The following is a 19,946-nucleotide window of genomic DNA, read 5'->3' as shown; positions in this document are numbered from 1 at the left end:
CATGAACCCGAGTACCCTGGATGGCCTGGAGGCCTCCAATATTGCCGATGCGCTCGTAGCAGAACCGTTCGGCGAGCATGCCCCGGGCATCGTGCTGCGCGATTTCCTGGCGGCGAACTATGCCCGCCTGCACCGCCGGTTGCTGCGCAATCTCGGTTGCGCGGACCTGGCCAGCGATTGCCTGCACGACGCCTGGCTGCGGCTGGCGGACGCCAGCACCCCGGTATCCGTGCAAAACCCGAACGCCTATGTCTACCGGGTGGCGTGCAATGTCGCGATGGACGAGCTGCGTGGCAGGCGGTCCGCGCAATATGACGATGCCGCGGTAATCGAGCATCTGACGGATCCAGCGCCCGGCCCGGACCTGATTGCGCTGGCCCGCTCCGACCTGGCCGAGGTCGAGCGCGCGATGCAGCGCATGCCGTACCGGCACCGTTCCGTGCTGGTCGCCCTGAGGATCGAAGAAAAAACACGCCAGGATGTTGCGGACGAGTATCAGGTTTCCCTGACCAGTATCGATACGATGCTGCGCCAGGCCCTGGATCATTGCGCCCGGGAAACCGGGCAGAATGTGCTCGGCGGCATTAACCAGTCCCGGCGAGGTTTCTCGCGCCGCTGGCAGGCCAAGGTGCTCGCCGCCGAGTCCACTGCGCTGGCGCGGCAACGCCCAGCTGCCGACCTGTTCCGTTTTGTCCAACAAACCCAGTCCCTTGGCGAAATCCCTCGCATGACGCGGATTGATCACCGTCACAGGAGCAGCAGTAGCTAGTAACGCAGCGGCTTCAAAGGTGTCATCACGATGGTTCTGTCGCGTTGTTGATCGGTGGGTGAAATTTTCCCGGCATGGCACATGAACTCTCAAACTGGACGGACCTGTCCTGCCAGCGCATAAAATTGGTCGGCGAACGGCATCATCACCGTGCGAGCCGTTGCGAACTGGCTTTTGCGGATCATGTGTATGAGTTTGACGCAAGCAACTATGCCTTGAAGCAAACGGCAATGTCGTTGTCCAGGATGGCAAGCCAGTCTACGTACATGACGACGGGAAGGAAGTTCCGTTCGATGCGGCCGCTTCTGCACCCGCGAAGTTGCGCGTGCTGTCCTTGGCTGAATGTGCTGCAACGCGAGCTGGCGGCCGAAAAAGATCACGTTGCCGAGCAAGCGCGCGAAAACGAGGCGGCCGTCATCCACGTCGCCAAGCAGGCCGCCGCCAACGAAGCCGAAGCGAAGCGCCTGAGCGACGAAGCTGCCACCTTCCAGGCAGCCGCAGATGCCGGCGCCGCGTTGATACAAGCAATCGCCCCACCGGCTGCATCGGCCCAGAGGCGGGCCAAAGCGGCCAAGACTTGAGGCTTGGCCGTCACCATCAAGCCGATTTAAACCTGCGTCGGCCAGCGAAACCGACTATGCCCAAGCCGGCCAGTAACATGGCGTAGGTTTCTGGCTCAGGAACAGGAATGGTGTTATTGGTGAAATTTGCCGTAAATCTCATGTAATACGTCTTGTCCACACCCCACGGCTGACTTGCATTAAGGGGATCCACGGCATTCGAATAAACGTGGTTCCCTGTTAACTCGCCATTGTTGTTGGATCCTTGCATCCTAACGAAATAAACTGGATTTTGGATGCCTGCAACTGTTAAGTATGCTACGTATTCTTTATTAAGTGGCAATGCCAGATTGAGTCCGGTTGCTTCAAATGCTTTAGTTTTGCCACTGTATGGGATTGGAGCACTCGTGTACAAGGCGGGACCGACGGCTTTGGTTCCGTCCCATGCAGAAATCCCGAATCCGACATAGCCGGTGCCATAATTTGAAGTGCCATAACCGGAAGACGCATAGAGGGTGAAATCGTTCAGCACTCCGCCTGGAGAAGTAAAGGTTTCTCCATAAGTAGTCGAACCTGTTGCGCCCAAGTAACCTAGTTCGCCACCGTTGAACTCGTTGGAAAAGGTTGTTGCTTGTACATGGAAGGAAGCGCACAAAATAATGCTCGGCAGTGCAACTTTGACAGCTGTGTATAAGTTCATCATTTTCCCTATTTTGATGTTAAAAAGATACCGAAATTAATTATACGACAATTTTATTGAAAAATTTCACCAATTAAATTTTTATTAAGAATGAAGGATTTCCTATGCTTACGATTGAAACCGGCGCCGGCCTGCCCGATGCCGAATCGTATGCCAGCGTCGTCGCGGCAGATATCGGAGCAGGGTGGCTTTCCCCATGGTCACGGAGACTATCCATCGTGCTGGTTGGGCGCCGCGCTCAACGAGCGCGGTGTCGGCATCTGCGTGCGCCTCGAGAAAGGCGGTAACGCCGGCTTTGCGTGCGTGCGACTTCCTGCGCTCAGACGATGACGAGCGGATAGTCTCGCTGGCCGCCCCGACCGGTGCGACCGGAACGGCACTGCGTGAGGTGGTGCTGCCGCCGGCGTGGCGCATCAACCGCACAGCCGCCACTCCATCCTCAAGCCGCTACTGCTTGCACTGCTGCTCGACGCCGACATCGCCAAGCGTCTGCTCGACGCACTACGATTGATTGCCTACCGCAACTACTCGCACCTCCCTGGCATCATCAAATCGAAGCCTCGAGTCCCACGTCCGAAATCGCACAAATCACTAAGTCAGAAGCCGTGCTGAGGCGCGGCGCTGCTAAGTTCGATGGATTGCAGTATGAACCCATGCTTTTAATTCATCTTCCTTTTTATTAAGTAATACTAATTGACTACTCAATGGAAGTGCATTACATTGCTTTAATCGATAGTAGATATCGTATATTGATGTCGCAGTGCAGGGCATGAGGTAATACCAGGGGGTATGGCAAATATGAATGAATATTTTGTGGCTGCAGTGGCAACGATCGGCCTGGTCGCTATGATTCACTCCGTTTGGGGAGAAAAACGCATCTTCAATCGACTCCGGTGCGGCAAACTGGCGCCAAGCAATGCTGGCGGCGTGCTCCTTGAGTGGCACGTACGCATACACGGGTCCCGCCGGCATGTGCTGGCCGTCTTCGGCCTCTGTATTACCGCCGTTCTGCTGCAGTTGGCATTCCCTTCGGTGAGCAGCAGCTTGGCCGGATTCATTGTGCAGGCATGCGCCGTCGCCATGCTGGCCGGGGCGGCCTTGGTATTTTTTGGTTCCAGGGCACGGTATTCCGGCTGAGTCTGCCTGCTCGCCGTCGCACTTCTTACATGGTGGGGCCAGACTTGATTGTTTTGCCTCCGACACTCCACTCTTCTTCAAATTTCGATCATGCGTACTTCCAAAGCCCAACAAGCCAAAAACCATCGGTTGATCATTCAGACCGCAGTAGACCTGATGACCCAGCATGGGTTTGAGGGCACCACGATGAAGCAGATCGCGCGTGCCGCCGACGTGGGTGATGCCACCATCTACAAATACTTCCCTACCAAGGAGAAACTGGTAACCGCCTATTTTGAGCAAGCAATTGCAGACGCAGTGGCGCAGGCCGACAAGACGGAGGGGCAGAACGAATTTTCGCTGCAGGAACGCCTGCAACTGGTAGTCAACAGTCTGCTGGAAGGTTTGCTGGCTGACCGTGAATTTGTGGGTCTGGCGCGCGGCATGGTGGAGCGCACTCCCACGCTGCTGTTGGGCGAGCAACTACCCGGCAAGCCTTTGCTCCGGCAAACCTTCGTCCAGATGCTGGAGCAGGCCGAGGCGAGCGGTGAAATCGTGCCTTGCGGCTTCAAGCCCAGTCTGGCTGGACTGTTGGCCGACTATGTGTACGGCGTCATTGCGTACTGGCTACGCGACACCTCCGACCAATTTACCAACACCACGCAAATGGTCGATTTGAGCTTGGGCGTGCTGGTATTAGCCTTGCGCAGCGGCCTGGTGGACAAGCTGCTGGAACTGGGAGGTTTCATGGTGCGCAGCCAGCTTGCGCGCCTGATGCAAGACGGCAATGGCTTGCTGGATCTGCTGCAATTGGCCCGTCGCGGCCTGGGAGGGGTACGCTCATGACGCCCACGACCAAGACGAACACAGTTTCGCAGTTGCCGCGTACCGGGCGTCTTTCGCGTGGGGCGATTGTCGGCATGGCAGTGGCGCGGGCCGGGCTGACCCACCTGGGCCATAAGGCCAAGTCGATCACGTGCGACGAGGCGAAAATGGATCAGGCCCGTATGGCACATGAGGCGGAACTCGGGCGCATCCTGTTCGCCGCGTTGAATCAGCTCAAGGGCACGGCACTCAAAGCCTCGCAACTGCTCAGCATGGAACTGGGCTTTTTACCCGAGGGCGTGCGCCAGGAACTGGCTCGCGCCCACTATCAGGTCACGCCGCTGAACCGCGCGTTGGTGATCAAAGTGATGCGCCAGGAGTTTGGCCAGGATCCGCAAGCCCTGTTCCAGCAATTCGAGCCTGTCGCCTTTGCTGCCGCCAGTCTGGGGCAGGTCCACGCCGCCATCATGGCCGACGGCCTGGCAGTGGCCGTCAAGCTCCAATACCCCGGAATGGCGGACTCCATCGGCAGCGACATGCGTATGCTACGCAGCCTGCTGCAAGCCTTGGGGGAGCGCTCGGATATGTTGCTCAAAGCCGATATCATCGCGCGCATGATGGATGACATCGAACAGAAGCTGGCCGAGGAGCTGGACTATTTGCATGAGGCACAGACCATGCAATGGTTCGCACAGCATCTCACGCTGCCGGGCCTGGTGGTCCCCCAGCCGGTAATGGACCGCACCACACGCCGCGTGCTGACCATGCAACGTCTGCCGGGATTGCATCTCAACGAATGGTTGCTGACCGAACCCGATCAAAACGCACGTGATCAGGCTGGTCAGTTGCTGTTTGATACCTTCTTTCATTGCACCTTTGTGCTGCACTGCTTGCAAGCCGACCCGCATCCGGGCAACTATCTGTTCATGCCGGACGGCCGACTGGGCCTGCTGGACTTTGGCTGCACCCGCGCGCTGGACGCTGACTTTTGCCAAGCGCTCAGCGCGCTCTGGTCGGCCCAGTTGCGCGACCCGGCGGACCACCGTGCCATGCAGCAGGCCTATCGTGATCTGGGCCTGATTGGGCCGCATCTGAATGAGCAGGACTTTTGCCAGCTGCTGCTGCCGGCAATGGCCGAGCGGCATGCCTGGCAGAAGTTGCCGTTTACCGTGGAGGTGTATGACTTTACGCACCACCCGCCATACCCACGTCCATCAGCCGACCATCATCGCCAGGCACTTCGGCATCTGCAGTCCTTGCCGGAGGAGCTGCCCTATGTCGACCGGACCTATTTAGGTCTGATCCAGCTTCTCAAAACCCTCGGTGCACGTGTGCGCACCACCAACCCCTGGATTCGTTGAATGAATACGACGTTTCTGCTTCCGGGATGCGCGGTCTTCATCATGCGTGGCAGCAGCCACGCCGCGTCGGCGCAATTCCTGGCGGGCCAGCACTGAAGCCCGTCCAATCAGGAAAAGAAGTACTTCTTAAACAGAGATTTGATGGACTTATTCCCAACTGCGGACTGCTCGTCCGTGGTCTCATTTTGAATCGACGCAAACGGCGGAGCGCAACATGAAAAAAATAGTCATCGTGATTTTTGATCATTTCACCGATTTGGATTTGTTCTTGATGTGGGACATCCTCGGGAGGAATAAGACGGACTGGCAAGTGAAGATATTGGGAATACAGGAAGAGCACCAATCCGCAAACGGCCTTGTTATCAAGACCCACGGGTGCATCAGCGAAGCGAATGACGCCGACGTTGTATTGTTTTCCAGCGGTAAAGTTGGAGTGAAAGGCGCTATCGCCAACCCGGATTTCATGCGTGCATTTTCGCTGAATCCAAATACGCAGCTCATTGGATCGATCTGTGCCGGCTCGTTCATTCTTGCCAAGTTGGGTCTGCTGGCAATGGGGCCGGCCACGACTCATCCCGATGCCAAAGAGGAATTGCAATCCTTAGGAATTGACGTGCTCGATTTGCCCTTGGTATGCAAAGGGAATGTTGCGACTGCAGGTGGCTGTTTGTCTGCTGTGTATCTAATCGGTTGGGTCGTTGAGACCTTGTTCGGCCGGGAAAAACGTCAAGAAACACTCAGAGAACTTATTCCGGCCGGCCAAAGCGCAATCTATGAACGACTAATTGATACGAGTATCCGGGACGCCATCTCCCCGAAAGTAGGCGTTGGCGCAATATTGGAAAACCGCTTGCAAGCTCCGTCAAGAAGCATGCCAATCGAGGACGATCCCGTATGAATCTACGTTTCTTTCACCTCACCTCAGCCGTTGTCATTGCTGCATTTGCATGTTTCACAGGACAAACCATCTGATATCGCTATGGAGCATTCCAGCCTATGTGACCACGATGAAAGCATTCCGTCCGCCAGAGCACGTTTGCAAACTTGAATGCGCGCTAATCAAGACAACCGCAGTCCGACCATCACTCACTTTACAGAGAGAGTTTTATTCATGACAAACGAAGCAAACAAAGTCTTCCTCATTTCCGCACCGGCAGCAGCCATGTCGGCGTCAGGATTGACGCACATTGATTTCTCCGACGGCTATTCCGGTCAGGGGGATAGAACCTACGTTGACGCCGAACAAGCAGGGCGCGCCGTTTTCGCTGAGCCGCATCGCATGCTTTCCTTGCTCATAATTTTGCGCAACGGAATCGTCGCACCGCTCGGACTAAAGAAAAGTATTAGCTTTGGTGATCGCGGGCTGGGGAAGATTGGCATGTTTCCGATTATTTCAAGTACGGAGACTGAAGTCGTCGTCGGTGGTGACGACAAGCATCTGGACTTCCGGATCTGGATAAGCATTCAACCGGGTCTGACGGGATCGGAAGTGACGGTTTCAACCTTGGTTAAAATAAACAATCTCTTTGGAAGAGTGTATTTGTTTATCATCATGCCGTTTCATAAGCTCCTGACGCGCTCGCTGATGGAGCGCGCGGTCAACCGGCGCGACAAGGTGCACCGTAAGCCAGAAAGGTGACCTCAATGTTGCCGCTAACCGAATATTGACCATATAAAGGCAGCGTAGGCCATGGGACATTTTCACAGGTCCGACGTTGCGCTCCCATCGGGAATGACCAGTACAAAATCGTAGCCCTGAATCATGCCTTGGACACTGCTGTTTCCATTCGCCAGGGTTTTAGCCGATCCCAGCAAGGGGCGCACGTCGAACAATGACCATTCCTTATGCTCGCTCGCCGCGGCGAAGAAGGGTAATACGCCAGCCATGGCGGACTTGATATCGGTTTTTTCGATTTCTGTTGAGGCCGACGCGCGTCCAATTCCAGCAAATTGCGCCTGCTGGCCCTTGGACGCCAGCACTAATACATGCAGCGATTTCTGCCCGCGGCCTTCCGCATATTCAGCCAAATAATTGCCGATCTCCCGGCTACCGGCACTCAGCGGGTTATAACCTCGGAATACATGAACTGCGCCGGCTTTCAGCAACATTCGCTGTGCAGGCGCAAGCGTCAAATGGCTGGCCACATTCCGCTTCATTAGTTTGGCACGCTGCGTATTGGATGCATATCCCTGTCCCGGAGTTATGTTTTTGCTATAAATGCTGCGGCTTTCGATCAGCGAATTTAACATCGCCAAGGCGGGCATGTCCCTGGGGGCTGTGAGCAGCTTCTGTAAGGCGAATAACTCCTCTTCTTTGACTTTCAACATGAAAAGATCACGCGGGTCTCCGCTCGCCGACGCCCGGCTATAGTCATCGTTTTCAAGCTTGCGGAAGGCCTCGATTTTTGATTTCGCCAAAGGAGCAAGCGGTTGCCCGGCCATTTGCTCGAGCAAATATTTCGAAGCGCCCATGAGTTCCTGATCCATTCCCACTAATTGGAACGATGGTCCGGCAGCTTTGGCGAAACGGGCCAGGAATTGCGCCTCATCTTGCCACTTGTAAAAAGCGGTAGCGACCGGATAGGCCTTATTAAATGCGGCTATGCCAGCAACGCCAGTATTGGCCTTCAACGTCTTTGCCAAAGCATCAGCAACAGCCGGTCCATTTTCGACAATCAGCGTCGTAAATCCTTGACTTGCCAATTCTTCAAAATACGCCGCCGAAAAATTCGCAATCTCTGTAATCCCATGGTCCTCGCCGATGAGTACGAATTGGCTCTCCAGACCTGCATCTATCAATGCTGCCGCGCCGGAACCAACCATCTTTCCATGATCGATTGCGATCGTCGTGCGAAGGGCGGCCAAGCGGTCTGGCAGGGATAGTGGCTGATCCGCCGACAATGCAGGCATGGCCAAGCCGGCCAAAATGATAGAAAGAATTATGGAATGAGTTTTTCGCATTATTTTTCGCAAGAATTGTGTTCTGGTCGGCGATTTCAGTCGCAGGGTATTGGGACGCAGGATGTCAAGCCTCCAGCGCAGGATGTCCTGCTTGTCTGGTAAACGATCGCGCTCAATCGGTATGCTATGTGTGATCAGGGTAGGTTGATCTTGAAGGATATTTCCTTTTATAGATTTTCGGCGGGAAGGAGAAACCTGGTCATGCTACGGTAAATCAGGTGACGCGACAACTATCCTTACGCAGGAGGAAGTCAATAATTTTTTGTAAATGGTCATTGGACAGGACCCTGCCGCCATTAAGGTAGCGCGCGGTTGGCAATGCCAACCGTGCCGCCAGCCGCTAATGCGACAGCACCGAATCGCGCGATCTGTGCCCGAGGTAAGGCAGCAAGCTGAGGAGGCCAAGCACGGCCAGCGCGACGCCGACCCACAGCGGGGAGCGCAGGCCGTAGCCGGCGGCGATGCCGAGGCCGCCGAGCCAGGAACCGGCGCCCAGGCCGATGTTGATGACGGACGTGTGCACCGTGTTGACCAGCGGCCCCGGGTGGGCCGTTTTCATCACGCGGGCGATGATGGCGGGATTCATCGACATGCCGACCAGGCCCGTGACGACCAACAAGGCGACGCTGATGCTCTTGTCGTGCGCAAAGACGGCGAACAGCGCCAGGCTGATGCCCAGGATGACCATGCCCCAGACCATGATGACGGTGGTGTAGCGGTCCGCATAACGGCCGACCACGGCATTGCCCACCACGTTGGCGACGCCGTAGACGCCCAGCAGCCAGGGGATTGAAGATGCTGGAAAACCGGTAATTTCCGTCAGGATGGCCGCGAAATAGCTGAACGCCGCGAAAATCGCTCCGATGATGAGGCCGCTGCTGGCGTACGCCGCCCACAGGTGGCGGTTGCGGAATTCCCCCAGTTCATTGCCGAGGCTCACGACTTCGGATGGTTTGGTGCGCGGCACCAGCACGGTGATGAGCGCCAGACACAATAGCGCCAGCACCACCACCACCCAGAAGCTGGCGCGCCATCCCAGGTGTTGGTCGATGAGCGTGGCGACCGGCACGCCCACCACGGAAGCGAGCATAAGGCCGCCGATCACGACGGCGGCGGCGCGTCCGCGCGCGTTGGGCGCGACGATGTCGGCACAGATCGCCAGGGACAGGCCAAAGCAGGTGGCGGCGGCCACGCCCGTGACTACCCGCGCGATGGCCAGGATGTCATAGCTGGTGGCGGACGCGGCGACGGATTGGGCAAGGACATAAAAGCACAGCAGCCACAACAGTCCCTTCTTGTTCGGTACGCGCAGCTTGAGCAGGACAATGGTGCTCAGCGGTCCGCCGATGACCATGCCCATGGCGTAGAGCGAGATCAGATAGCCGATCCGCGTCACCGGTTCGTCCATGGCCAGGGCCAGCGACGGCATCATGCCCGCCACCATGAATTCGGATGTCGTTAACGAAAAGATCGTCAACCCCAAAATGTAAACAACCAGCGGCATAGCAATATCCTTCGAGAGTAATAACAAAAACACTTGCCAGGCGTGGCGCGCGCTCCGGCCGCATGCGGCCCTTGCGCGCGCCACGGCCCGATCAGGTGTTGCAAGACGTAAAGACGCTGTCCGGAATGTCGCCGACAAACAGGTTGGGAAAGTCGCGTACCGAGAGGTGCTGCGGGTCATTGCCGGTGACCATGCGCAGCAGGCGGTTGCCACCGGCCTCCAAGTAAAAGACCGATGGCGGCTTGCCCGTCCGCTCCACTACCCAGGCGTCCGCCTCCCGGCCCAGCACGGTGTGGCGGCCATCGTGACGGGCGCCGCCGTCCAGCAGCACCGCTTGCGGCAGGAACAGCTCATGGAACGGGATCACCTCATCGGCCAGCGCCGTGCCCTGCAGCTGCTCGCCTGTGGCCTGGGCTTGCCTCGCGTAGGCCACTTTCTGCTTGCGGCTTTGTTCACGCCTGGCGTCGCCGATTTCCGACATCCACAGCAAGTGTCCATGTTCCTTTTCCGACCAGGGGTTGAACAGGCCATCGATGCGGCAGATGTTGCGCGCATAGTCGAACCAGCAATAGCCGGACGTGACCTGGTCATCCGCCTGCATCGGCGTCCAGTAGGAAATGTAAGCGCTGCTCCATTGCATCGGCAGCAGCGGCGGGGCGGGGTGTGTCGGCATGGCAGCTCCCTAGCGGCCCAGCGCGTAGCCAAGGCTGGCCATCAGCGCTTCTTGTAGCGAAGGCAAGTCCTTGCGGCGGGCGTCGAAGCTGGCGGTCAGCTCTGCATTGCTCAGTCCGATACGCTCGCCCACGCTTTCAAACCACAGGCGGCTGCTGTTGGCGTGCTCCTTGAACAATTGCATCAGGGGCACGGCGCGGGCATTGAAACTGTCCAGGGCGGCGGCCGTGCTGGCTTCGGTATCGAGGATTTTCACCAGCAGCAGGGCTGCCACCACCGCCATGGTGGTGCCGTGGCCGATGGAAAAATGCCCCGATTGCAGCGCATCGCCCAGCAGGACGAACTTGCCGTCGCAGGCCCGGTCACGGCTGAGAGTCATGAAATTGCGCCAGCCCTGGCCTGGTTGGCTCTGCAGTCCGTGTTCCCCAAGTTCGGCTTTGAACGTCCTGGCGATATATGCGGCGGCATCGCGCTCGGAAAGCGCTTCCAGCCCGGCCTTGGCATACGTTTCTTCGCTGCATTCGACGATGAAGGTGCTCATCGTGTCCGAATATTTGTAGGCATGGCCGATGAAAATGCCTTGTTCATTGCTGCGGAATACCAGGTTCATCTGGTCGAACAGCTGGGTGGTGCCGTACCAGATGTATTTGTTGTGGCCGAAATCGATGTGCGGCGCCAAGGCTGGCGGCAAGTCCAGCGATTTGTAATTGACGCCATTCGAGACCACCACCAGGTCGTACTCGGCTTCCAGCTGCGCCTTGTCGTCTGGCGGCGTTTCGTAGCGGATGGCGATGCCGGCCGCCACGCACTTGGCGCGCAGGGCTTGCACCAGGGCCTGGCGTCCGACGCCGCACAGGGTAACACCCGTGCTCATCAGGTTGGGCTGGTCGTGATGCACGAGCTTGAATTCTTCCAGGAACTGCGGATTGAGCCGTTCCGGCTGCTCCAGGTAAGAGAGTGGATTGGCCGGATGCCGCGGCGGCCGTCCCGGCAGCACCACGCCCCAGCCCAGCACTTCCTCCGGGGTATTTTTTTCCGTAATGCTGATATTCCAGCCGGGCTGGGCCTGTTTCATCTGGCTGGCGAAGAGCAGGCCTGCGGGGCCTGCGCCGATGACGAGAATGTTCATTAATTTACCCTTCCAAGTTTGTACCAAACGTTTTGTTTCTTCTGGATTTGCTGCAATTCATCGTAGGGAACCGATGTGAAGTACAGTTTCTCCGCCATGTCCGGCGGATAAACACGGGGGAATTTCTTGTGCATGTAGCGCGTGTAGCGCGTCTGCAGGAAGAAAATCAGATTCGGATTGCTCAGCGCCTCATAGTTGGCGATCGCCATGTCCTGCATGGCGTCCGCCTGCACCTTGCGCTGCTGCGTGAACTCGGACAGGGCAGGGCCCAGCGCATTGCCGTGCTTTTCCAGCAAGGAAACGAAGACGTGGACGTCTTCCAGCGCCATGTTCATGCCTTGTCCAAGGAACGGGGCGGTGGCATGCGCCGCATCGCCGATCAGCAGGATATTGGCCTTGTAGTGGAAGGTGCTGGAGCGGACATTGATGAGGTCGTTGCTGGGCAGCGCCATGAACTGGTCGAGCATCTCCTTGCGGCGCTCAGGCGGCAGGCTGCCGAAGTAGCGGTTGAAGAAGTCGGCCATGGCTTCGCGGTTGAGCGTGCCCAGGCTGGGCGTGCCGGTGTAGGGCAGGCACAGGGCAAAGCTGATGCTGCCGTCCGGGATGGTGGCGGCGCGGCCGGCAAACAGGCCCTTGGAATCCATGCCGAAAAAATACAGCAAATCCTTGCGGAAACCGAGATCTGCCGCGTCAGGCAACACGAGAGTCTTGTAGCCGTGGCGGAAATAGCTCTGCTTGAACTCGAAACGGCGCATGCCGCTTTGCATGGCGCGCCGTACGGCCGAGTGGGCGCCGTCGGCGCCAATGACCAGGTCGCCATACAGCTGCTGCACGGCGCCGTCCGGGCCCTGGACCAGCACGATCTTTCTTTCCAGATCGACATCCAGGCATTTATGCTCAAAGTAATACTTCACCTCGTGCTTGACGGCATGCCGGTTCAGCAGACGCTGGAAGGCCGTGCGGTCCAGCGACAGGGGAAACAGGCCTTCGAGCGGGGTCAGCTCGCGTATCCGGTGCCGGCCGCCCACGCTGAATGCCATGCCGACGATGGGTTCGCCGCACTGGTCGAGCTCCTGTTTGCTGATGCCAGCTCCCAGGACGGCCTTGATGCCGCGCACCGTCATGCTCACGCCGATGGCGCGCGAGTTGACCGGGTCGGCGTTGGCGGCATTCTCCAGCAGCGGATCGCCGCGTTTTTCGATAACGTGGACATCGTGCCCCCGTTGCGCCAGATAAATGGCGCTGAGGCTACCTGCCAGGCCTCCGCCGACGATAATGATTTTATGCATTTCAGGCCTCTCTTGACATCTTTCCCCGAGATAAATCGGTAAGTTGCTGATTAAAAAACTCCAACATTTCTATCGGCGCCATGCCGATGACATCGCTCTCCAGGCTGCGCGCGTACTGCGCCAGCGCCAGGCACTTCTGCGCCAGCATGTCGCAGCCCAGGCTGTAGTCGCTGCTGACCTGGCTGCTGACCGGTTCGGGCACGGGCGGTCCCGCGTGGCGGCCGGGCACGCCCGATGGCATGGTCATCAGGGCCGCCGACAGGGGGCGCAACAGGCCGGTCATGAGGTCGATGGAGGCGTTCATCAGGCGCGAGCGGCGCAGGCTGCCCAGCGGCCGCTGCGCGAAATGGTGGGCCATCAGCAGGAAGGTCAGTTCGTAGCAGCCTTGATACAGCTGCATCAGCGCCCGCGCCGTTTGATCCGTCACTACCGTGCAGTCCGCCCGCGCTTCCAGCACCGGATTCTTCAGCGCCGGCAGCGCCGGCTCGAACGGCTTGCCGCAGGCGGAGAACTTGCCGGCGACGGTGCGCAGCCGCTGGAAGTGCGACGAGGCGAAATGCGGCGAATCGACGGCCACGCCTTCGCCCTGCTCGGTGACGAAGTCGATGGCGAACAGCGCGCTGTCGCGGTCGGACACTTCCAGCTGGTAGCCAGGATAGGCGCGGTTGGTCAGTTCTTTCAGGAACAAATGGTGTTCGCCGCCGCGCTTGCCGCCGCCGCTCTCGAACAGGCCGGGCAGCTCGGCCAAGGCCTGGCGGATCGCGATATAGAAAGTGGCAATCGATTTGCCCGGCGTGGGAATGTAGTCGGGCCATTCGAAACGCACGAAACGGGCCAGTACGTGTTCGGAAAATGGCTCGAATGCAAATTCCGTGTCCAGGCCGAAACGCTGGCGCGCCTGCTGGCCCAGCACCGGGGCGCCTCTATGGAACGGTTCGCCGAGCGCCATCAGCACATTGTTGACCAATAAATAGTGAATCATTTCTTCGTGGGCGATTTCCAGCAACATGCCGCGCGTGCCGCTGTTGCGCCGCCGGTCTTCGGCGCCGCAGGCCAGCTCCAGCTCGGCCGGCAGCCAGCGGCCCGCCTGCACCAGCGCCGCCCCCTGCGCATAATTGGGAATGGAATACGCGGCATACAGGTATTGCAGCATGAGCGACAGTTCCAGGTCGATGGCCTTTTTCAGCTCGCCGATCAGTTCCGCCTTGCTGCCGATGGCGTGCGGCGTGGCCGGTGCCGGCAGCGCCGCCTTGGCCTTGGCCTCGACCTGCGTCAGGTATTTCAGGAACAGGCGCGATTTTGGCAGCGACAGTTCGCGCGTGCTGGGCATGTAGTAGCTCTTGTCGCGGTTTTGCGGATCGCACATCTGCCACATCAGGCGCGCATACGTTTCGCACTTGCACTGGTCCGCCAGGCTGAAGACCTTGTCCGACATGAAGGGATATACGAGCTCGTAGTAACTCATCACATGCCGGTAGAGGAAGGCGTAGTCGACCTGCTCTGCCGGTACGTCATCCAGATGCCAGTCGTCGGGCAGCACCCGCACGCCGAGGTATTGTTTGTGTTTGCCCGTCCCCAGCACGATGCGGGTCGCGCCCGGCTGGCGCCCCGTCAGGGTCAGCGCCGTGTAGCCGTGCCCGAGCGGCGACGGCTGCTGCTCCACGGTCAGCAGCGCGCCGTCTTCCGCCTGCGCCAGGGACGGGGGCGCCGCCAGCTCGCCGCGGAAGCGGCTTTGCACGGTGATGGCCTGCGGAAATTGCTCGTGCTTGTTGCGGTTCGGCGCTTCCAGGTACAGCTGGTTGCTGTCCGATTGCGATACCCAGTCGGCCTCGTCCCACTGCGCCTGCGCGCTGCCCAGGCTGAGCGAACCTGCGGCGGGGGCATGTTGCAGCGGCACGTCGAAGACGCCGTGATGGCGCCAGTGGTCGCGGTACAACTGCTCGGGAATCCGCGCCAGCAAGGTGCCGGAGTCATCCTGCAGCAGCAGGTCGCCGAGCGCCTGCTTGCCGCCCAGGGCATGCGTGGGATGCTGTTCCGAGACGGCGTCCGCGTCGCGCGTGGTGAAGGGGATGGCGGTCGGCATGTTGAACGAGACGCGGTCCGCATGCAGTTTCACCAGCACCGGTCCCAGGCTGGCCTGGCGCGGCTGCAGCAGGCGGCCGGCCGGATAGGTGGCCAGCTCGTCGCGCCGCCACAGGCCGATGCTGCCGGCTAGGTCGTAGAACACGGGCGAGTCCGGTTTTTGCGGCGTCGACATATTGAACAGGCAATACTGCACCGTCAGGCCCAGCACCTCGTCGTCGGCCAAAGCTTGCTGCAAGACATGCATACTGGCCGGCAACGGCAGCTCCGCATTGAACAGGAAATGCGGGTCTTGCTTGGACACGGAGAACTGGAACAGCCTGGAGCGGCCGATTTCCTCGTCCAGGAAATGCCCGCTGCGTTCCGTGATATGGCCGCTGCCGAGCCAGCGCACCGAGTGCGCCTGCGCGATGTCGGCCGTAAACAGCGTGGGTGTGTTGGGTGTGGCCAGCTTGTCGCTCAAGGTGAACTGGCCGGCGTAGATCAGCGTGGTGTCCGGCTGGGCCGGGTTGTTGTCGATCCACCTGGCGCGGTTGAAGGTCGTGCGCAGGTACTCGTTGTAGTGGCCCCACAGGCCCAGCTTGGCGCCCACCAGCGGGTCTTGCGTATCGATCTCGCCATCGCGCAGCTGGACGCCCGTGATCCTCGCGTTTTCCCACGAAAAATGATTATTCCCGCAAAAATTGTGGCCTGCCGCCTGGCTGAAGATGCCGTCCGGATCGGGCTTGCCCTTGGCGTTGAAGCGGGGGGTAAGCTGTTTCAGGTGCGCATGGAATTCAGCCGGCGGCCGGCTCAGGTCGACAGGCTCGCCCGCCATCGATACCGTGTTCGTGGCGATATCGATGTTGCCGTGCGTATTGCGATTCCCCGTCGGCACATTGGCGCGGGCAAAACCCCGAAAATGCAGACGGGGGAAGTCAAGTAGGCTCATGCGCGCTCGGTCGAGGAAGTGATGAAGGTATCGTTGGCGGCGGCGACGTCTTCCCGTTGATCTAGCCGCTGCAGCAACAGGCCGCTGGCGTGCTGGGCGCTGATCAAGCTGCCTTCCATCCAGCCGCAATGCGCGGTATAGGCATCCGAGCAAGAGATGATGCCGTCCCGGTGCAGCAGGACGGCCGGGTGCTCGGCTTCCGGTTCCACGCAAAACTCGACGCCATGCGGCCAGAACTTGTGGAAGTGCGCCTTGATGGGCGGCAGCGGCTGGCCATCGAGCGGCAGGACGTCTTCCAGGTGGCGGCGGACGCGCTCCAGGTACACGTCTTCACCGAGTTCCAGGCTGTCCCGCCAGTAGGTGGCGCTCTTGCTGTCGGTGTAGAACAGCACATACTTGTCGCTCTTGAAGTAGACCTTGCGCAGGGGATTGGCCGCCATCAGCACCTTGTCGGTCAGCCCCAGCGCTTCCCACCAGGCCGTGTCGAACGTGAGGAAGCCCTTGAACAGGGGCAGCGAGTCGTACTGGAACGGGCTCCAGGCGTTCGGGAAATCCAGGTTCAGGCGCGGCATGGCGGACGGCGGGATGGCCATCACCAGGTGGCGCGTGCGGTGCATCTGCGTGTCGCCCTGGTGGCTGAAGGCGAGCACATGGTCGGCGCCGGATTTTTCGACGGACAGCAAGCGGTGTTCCAGGCGGAATTCCACCCCGGCGGCCTGGGCCTGGTACTGCAGTTGGCACAGCAACGCGTGGTAGCCGTCGGTGGCATAGCGCCACTGGTTGGCGGCGTTTTCCGTAAAGTGCTGCGTTTCCGGGTGTTTCTTGATGATGTCGTAGGCCATGGCCGCCGACACCATCGGCAGCAGCAGGGCGTCATAGCCGGTCGCCTTGATGATGTGGGTGGCCTTGGCGGCGCCCAGGTAATGGCTGAAGAATTCGAGGAAGGAGTCGTTCGGATGCTCCTTGAGCATCGGGCTCAGGCCATGCAGCGTTGCCTTCAGCTCTTCCAGCACGCTGTCGTGGGAGATGACCTCGGTGAACGGGTAGACGGCATGCGGCAGTCCGCTGCCCTGCATCAGCTGCTGGAAATGCGGATGCAGCTGCGGCGAGTAGCGGGCGGCGCCGAGTTCGGCGATTTCTTCGCCATCTATTTTCCGCGACTGGATGCGGCCGCCGACGGTGGCATTCAGGTCGAAGACCCGGATGCGCAGCTTCCTGCTGGCGGCGGTGTCGATCAGGCGGTTGGCGCAAGTCAAGCCGCCTATGCCGGCGCCTACGATGCAAATGTCAGAATACGTGCTCATACGAAATTCCTTTTTAACGTTCATTAATCAAAAAGCTGCAAAATCGCTAGCAAAAGTTTCCCCTGCACGTATAGGCAAGGGAGGTGGGACGCTGGGTGTTACCGCACTTGGCGAGCGTTATCGGCTGGGGAATGAAGAGCCTGGCGAGAACTGGCGTTGTTTCTGGAATGGTCGATTCTTGGCTGCAGAGTTTCTGTTTCAAATCAAAGATGGCACCGACAGTAGCCCAGGCATCGGGCAGTCAATTTGATAAATATCAATGTAGTTGTCGTTCGGTGTTGCGTCCTTGTCGACGCAGCGAGGCAGGCGGGATGGCAGGCGGCAGTGCGCCGGGCGGTGGCAGGGAGGTATGGAATGTAGTGCGGGGCGGCGTATCGAGCCGCTGGGGGAGTGTCGCCGTTTGCCGATGGCGGCGGGACCAGCGGTGGGTCCTGGCGCCATCGGCGGTGGCTTGGTCTGCTTATTGCTATATTTATTGTTTCTGACTTTGCGGCTGGCGCGCAGTGCATGCGCCAGCCGGGCGATGCCGGATGCCGGCGCCCGTCAGAAATCCACGGCGGCCGACAGTTGCACGCTGCGGGGCGCCGATTGCGAGACGGTGCCATACGAAGCCACGCCGGCCCAGTAATGGCGGTCGAACGCGTTCATCAGCCCGCCGCGCAAGGTCGTCGCCTTGCCGGCGATGGCCGTGCGGTAGCGCAAGCCCAGGTCCACCTTGGTCCATGACGGCACCGACTGCACATTCGTCTGGTCGACAAACTGCTTGCCGGTGTAGCTGACGGCGCCCGTGGCCGTCAGGCCGGGCCAGTACGGCACATCCCATTCGCCGCCCAGGTTGGCCATGGACGTGGGCACGCCCACGGGGCGCTTGCCCATGGTGGCGGCGTTGTTGGTCTTCACCAGGCGCCCGTCGAGCAAGGTGATGCCGGCCAGCAGGCGCACGGCCTTGCTGGCGGCGCCCGACAGGTTCAGTTCCAGGCCCCGGTTGCGCTGCTCGCTGTCCATGCTGTAGACCTTGCCATACAGCTGGCCGCTGGGTTTCGTCACCTGGAACACGGCCAGGGTCGCCAGCACCACGCCGAAATCGGCCTTGGTGCCCACTTCATACTGCTTGCTCTTGTAGGGCGCGAAGACCTGGCCCGCGTTGTCGGCGATGTTCGGTGCGATATCGCCCTTGCTCAAGCCCTCGATATAGTTTGCGTACAGCGACACGTGGCGCAATGGCTTGACGACGATGCCGGCCAGCGGCGTCAGGGCGCCCTGCTTGTAGTGCGTGGTCAGCGCGCCCGTCGTCGCATGGTAGTTTTTCGCTTCGACCAGCTGGCGGCGCACGCCCAGGGTCAGTTGCACGCGCTGGTCCAGCATGTCCAGGGTGTCGGCCACGGCCAGGCTGGACAGGGTGGAGGCGGACAGCTTCGGCGCGCGGGCCGGGGCGGCGATGCCGGGGTCGGCCACGGCGACAGGGTGGTAGATATTCGAGGTGATGAGCTTGCCGGAATTGCTCACGCTGCCAAATTCGTCCTGGTAGACATTGCCCATCACGACCAGCGCATGCTCGACGCCGCCCGTGCGAAAGCGCGCGCGCACGCCCGTGTCCGCACTGGCGCGCCGCACGCGGAATTTCCAGTTCATGGGCGTGACCGTCATGTCGCCGGCCGCGCTGGTGATGGTCGGCGTCTGGTCCGAATAGCGCGACACGTCGGAGCGCGTGCCGCCCACGTCGGCAAACACGGTGACGTTGTCGTTCAGGTCATATTCGACCTTGCCCAGGGTGGCCAGGTCGTTGGACTTCCACCAGCCCCAGGATTGGGCGATGTTGCGGCGGCCGTCGGGCGCTGCCGGCACGGGCAGGCGGGCGGCCACGAGGAAGGGGCGCGTGGGTGCGTCGATCCACTGGTATTGCTCGATCACGTCGAGCGAGGCGCGCAGGCGCTGGCCCTGGTAATCGAGGGCGATGGCCGCCACTTCCGCGCGCGACGTCTGGTGGTCGAGCGGCGTGTGGCCCTGGCGGTGCAAGCCATTGAAGCGGATGCCGAAACGCCGTTCCTCGCCGAAGCGGCGGCTGACGTCGATGGCCGCGCCAGCCTGCGAGCCCGCGCCGTAATCGACGGTCAGGCGCGTCAGGTCGCGCGGCAAGGAACGTTTCGGCACGGCGTTGACGACGCCACCCACGCCGCCGTTCGGCGACATGCCGTACAGCAAGGCGGCCGGTCCCTTGAGCACTTCCACGCTCTGCAGATACTCCGTAAATAAATGGTAGTTGGGCGAGACGCCATACACGCCGTCGAATGCCACTTCGCTCAGATTGCCCTCGTTGAGGGGAAAGCCGCGGATGAAGAAGGAATCCGTGACGCCGCCGATCTGGCCCGTGAAGCGCGTGGACGGGTCGCCGCCCAGCACCTCGGCCAGGGTCAGCGCCTGCTGGTCCAGCATGCGCTGGCTGGTGTAGCTGTTGACGCTGAACGGCGTATCGAGCAAGTCTTTTTCGCCCAGCATGCCGGCGCGCGCGCTCTTGGCGATCTGTCCGCCGGCGTCCGCTTCGGCTTGTCCGTTGACCAGCACGGTGGCGAGCGGGGCGGATGCATCGGCCGTCGCCTGGGCGATCGCCTGCGGCGTCACGCTGGCGACGAGCAGGCCGGCGAGGATCAATCGGGTGGTGAGGTGGGGGTGGGCGAGTCGGGAATGTGGAATGGGCATCAGGGGCAAGCGTATAAAGTTGATAGGGAGGAATTGCACATAGGAT

Annotated in this window: 17 protein-coding genes; 8 read left to right on the top strand and 9 right to left on the bottom strand. The window is 60.1% G+C overall.

From position 1 onward, the window contains the following. Position 1: 1 nt before the first annotated feature. Positions 2-769, top strand: coding sequence for an RNA polymerase sigma factor (locus O3301_RS04600; RefSeq protein ID WP_305055687.1), 768 nt, complete (start codon positions 2-4; stop codon positions 767-769). A 74-nt stretch (positions 770-843) separates the two neighbouring features. Next, complete coding sequence (locus tag O3301_RS04595; protein ID WP_305055686.1) at positions 844-1,350, top strand: hypothetical protein; 507 nt, start codon at positions 844-846, stop codon at positions 1,348-1,350. A gap of 16 nt (positions 1,351-1,366) precedes the next feature. Here the strand turns inward: O3301_RS04595 and O3301_RS04590 are convergent, their stop codons facing one another. Beyond that, positions 1,367-2,029 carry a PEP-CTERM sorting domain-containing protein gene (locus O3301_RS04590; RefSeq protein ID WP_305055685.1) on the bottom strand — a complete coding sequence of 221 codons (663 nt, stop codon included), beginning with the start codon at positions 2,027-2,029 and terminating at the stop codon, positions 1,367-1,369. 798 nt (positions 2,030-2,827) lie between these two features. On the opposite strand from O3301_RS04590, the gene O3301_RS04585 reads away from it, so the two are divergent. The 5 genes from O3301_RS04585 to O3301_RS04565 all read left to right on the top strand — a co-directional run bounded on the left by O3301_RS04585 (position 2,828) and on the right by O3301_RS04565 (position 6,970). Further along, the gene (locus O3301_RS04585; protein ID WP_305055684.1) at positions 2,828-3,166 is read left to right on the top strand and encodes a hypothetical protein; all 339 of its coding nucleotides are present in this window, start codon (positions 2,828-2,830) and stop codon (positions 3,164-3,166) included. 90 nt (positions 3,167-3,256) lie between these two features. Continuing rightward, positions 3,257-3,991, top strand: a complete 735-nt coding sequence (locus O3301_RS04580) for a TetR/AcrR family transcriptional regulator (protein ID WP_289907086.1) — start codon at positions 3,257-3,259, stop codon at positions 3,989-3,991. Then, complete coding sequence (locus O3301_RS04575; protein ID WP_305055683.1) at positions 3,988-5,331, top strand: AarF/ABC1/UbiB kinase family protein; 1,344 nt, start codon at positions 3,988-3,990, stop codon at positions 5,329-5,331. Before O3301_RS04580 ends, O3301_RS04575 begins: the two co-directional genes overlap by 4 nt. 214 nt (positions 5,332-5,545) lie before the next feature. Further along, positions 5,546-6,229 (top strand): DJ-1/PfpI family protein, encoded by a 684-nt coding sequence (locus O3301_RS04570; protein ID WP_305055682.1) that lies wholly within the window; start codon positions 5,546-5,548, stop codon positions 6,227-6,229. Between the two features lie 213 nt (positions 6,230-6,442). Beyond that, positions 6,443-6,970 carry a DUF2867 domain-containing protein gene (locus tag O3301_RS04565; protein WP_305055681.1) on the top strand — a complete coding sequence of 176 codons (528 nt, stop codon included), beginning with the start codon at positions 6,443-6,445 and terminating at the stop codon, positions 6,968-6,970. 62 nt (positions 6,971-7,032) lie between these two features. Here the strand turns inward: O3301_RS04565 and O3301_RS04560 are convergent, their stop codons facing one another. From O3301_RS04560 to O3301_RS04530, 7 genes are all read right to left on the bottom strand, one after another. Beyond that, positions 7,033-8,241: a hypothetical protein gene (locus O3301_RS04560; RefSeq protein ID WP_305055680.1), complete on the bottom strand. Its 1,209-nt coding sequence runs from the start codon at positions 8,239-8,241 to the stop codon at positions 7,033-7,035. A gap of 391 nt (positions 8,242-8,632) precedes the next feature. Continuing rightward, positions 8,633-9,796: an MFS transporter gene (locus O3301_RS04555; RefSeq protein ID WP_305055679.1), complete on the bottom strand. Its 1,164-nt coding sequence runs from the start codon at positions 9,794-9,796 to the stop codon at positions 8,633-8,635. Between the two features lie 91 nt (positions 9,797-9,887). Next, the gene (gene vioE, locus O3301_RS04550) at positions 9,888-10,469 is read right to left on the bottom strand and encodes a violacein biosynthesis enzyme VioE (protein WP_305055678.1); all 582 of its coding nucleotides are present in this window, start codon (positions 10,467-10,469) and stop codon (positions 9,888-9,890) included. 9 nt (positions 10,470-10,478) lie between these two features. Further along, positions 10,479-11,597 (bottom strand): tryptophan hydroxylase, encoded by a 1,119-nt coding sequence (locus O3301_RS04545; RefSeq protein WP_305055677.1) that lies wholly within the window; start codon positions 11,595-11,597, stop codon positions 10,479-10,481. Further along, entirely contained in the window at positions 11,597-12,886 is a 1,290-nt protein-coding gene (locus tag O3301_RS04540; protein WP_305055676.1) for an NAD(P)/FAD-dependent oxidoreductase, read from the bottom strand. Before O3301_RS04540 ends, O3301_RS04545 begins: the two co-directional genes overlap by 1 nt. 1 nt (position 12,887) lies before the next feature. After that, on the bottom strand, positions 12,888-15,899 hold the full coding sequence (vioB, locus tag O3301_RS04535; RefSeq protein WP_305055675.1) for an iminophenyl-pyruvate dimer synthase VioB: 3,012 nt from the start codon (positions 15,897-15,899) through the stop codon (positions 12,888-12,890). Beyond that, the gene (locus O3301_RS04530; protein ID WP_099667720.1) at positions 15,896-17,203 is read right to left on the bottom strand and encodes an FAD-dependent oxidoreductase; all 1,308 of its coding nucleotides are present in this window, start codon (positions 17,201-17,203) and stop codon (positions 15,896-15,898) included. The genes vioB and O3301_RS04530 overlap by 4 nt, the downstream gene beginning before the upstream one ends. Here O3301_RS04530 and O3301_RS04525 point away from each other — a divergent pair. After that, the gene (locus tag O3301_RS04525; protein WP_143451551.1) at positions 17,178-17,453 is read left to right on the top strand and encodes a hypothetical protein; all 276 of its coding nucleotides are present in this window, start codon (positions 17,178-17,180) and stop codon (positions 17,451-17,453) included. The genes O3301_RS04530 and O3301_RS04525 overlap by 26 nt on opposite strands. Before the next feature lie 293 nt (positions 17,454-17,746). Here the strand turns inward: O3301_RS04525 and O3301_RS04520 are convergent, their stop codons facing one another. Continuing rightward, complete coding sequence (locus tag O3301_RS04520; RefSeq protein ID WP_305055674.1) at positions 17,747-19,900, bottom strand: TonB-dependent siderophore receptor; 2,154 nt, start codon at positions 19,898-19,900, stop codon at positions 17,747-17,749. Positions 19,901-19,946: the final 46 nt, after the last annotated feature.

The organism is Janthinobacterium sp. SUN211 (assembly GCF_030587315.1).
GTDB lineage: Bacteria > Pseudomonadota > Gammaproteobacteria > Burkholderiales > Burkholderiaceae_D > Janthinobacterium > Janthinobacterium kumbetense.
This window is presented reverse-complemented; position numbering and strand designations above follow the sequence as displayed.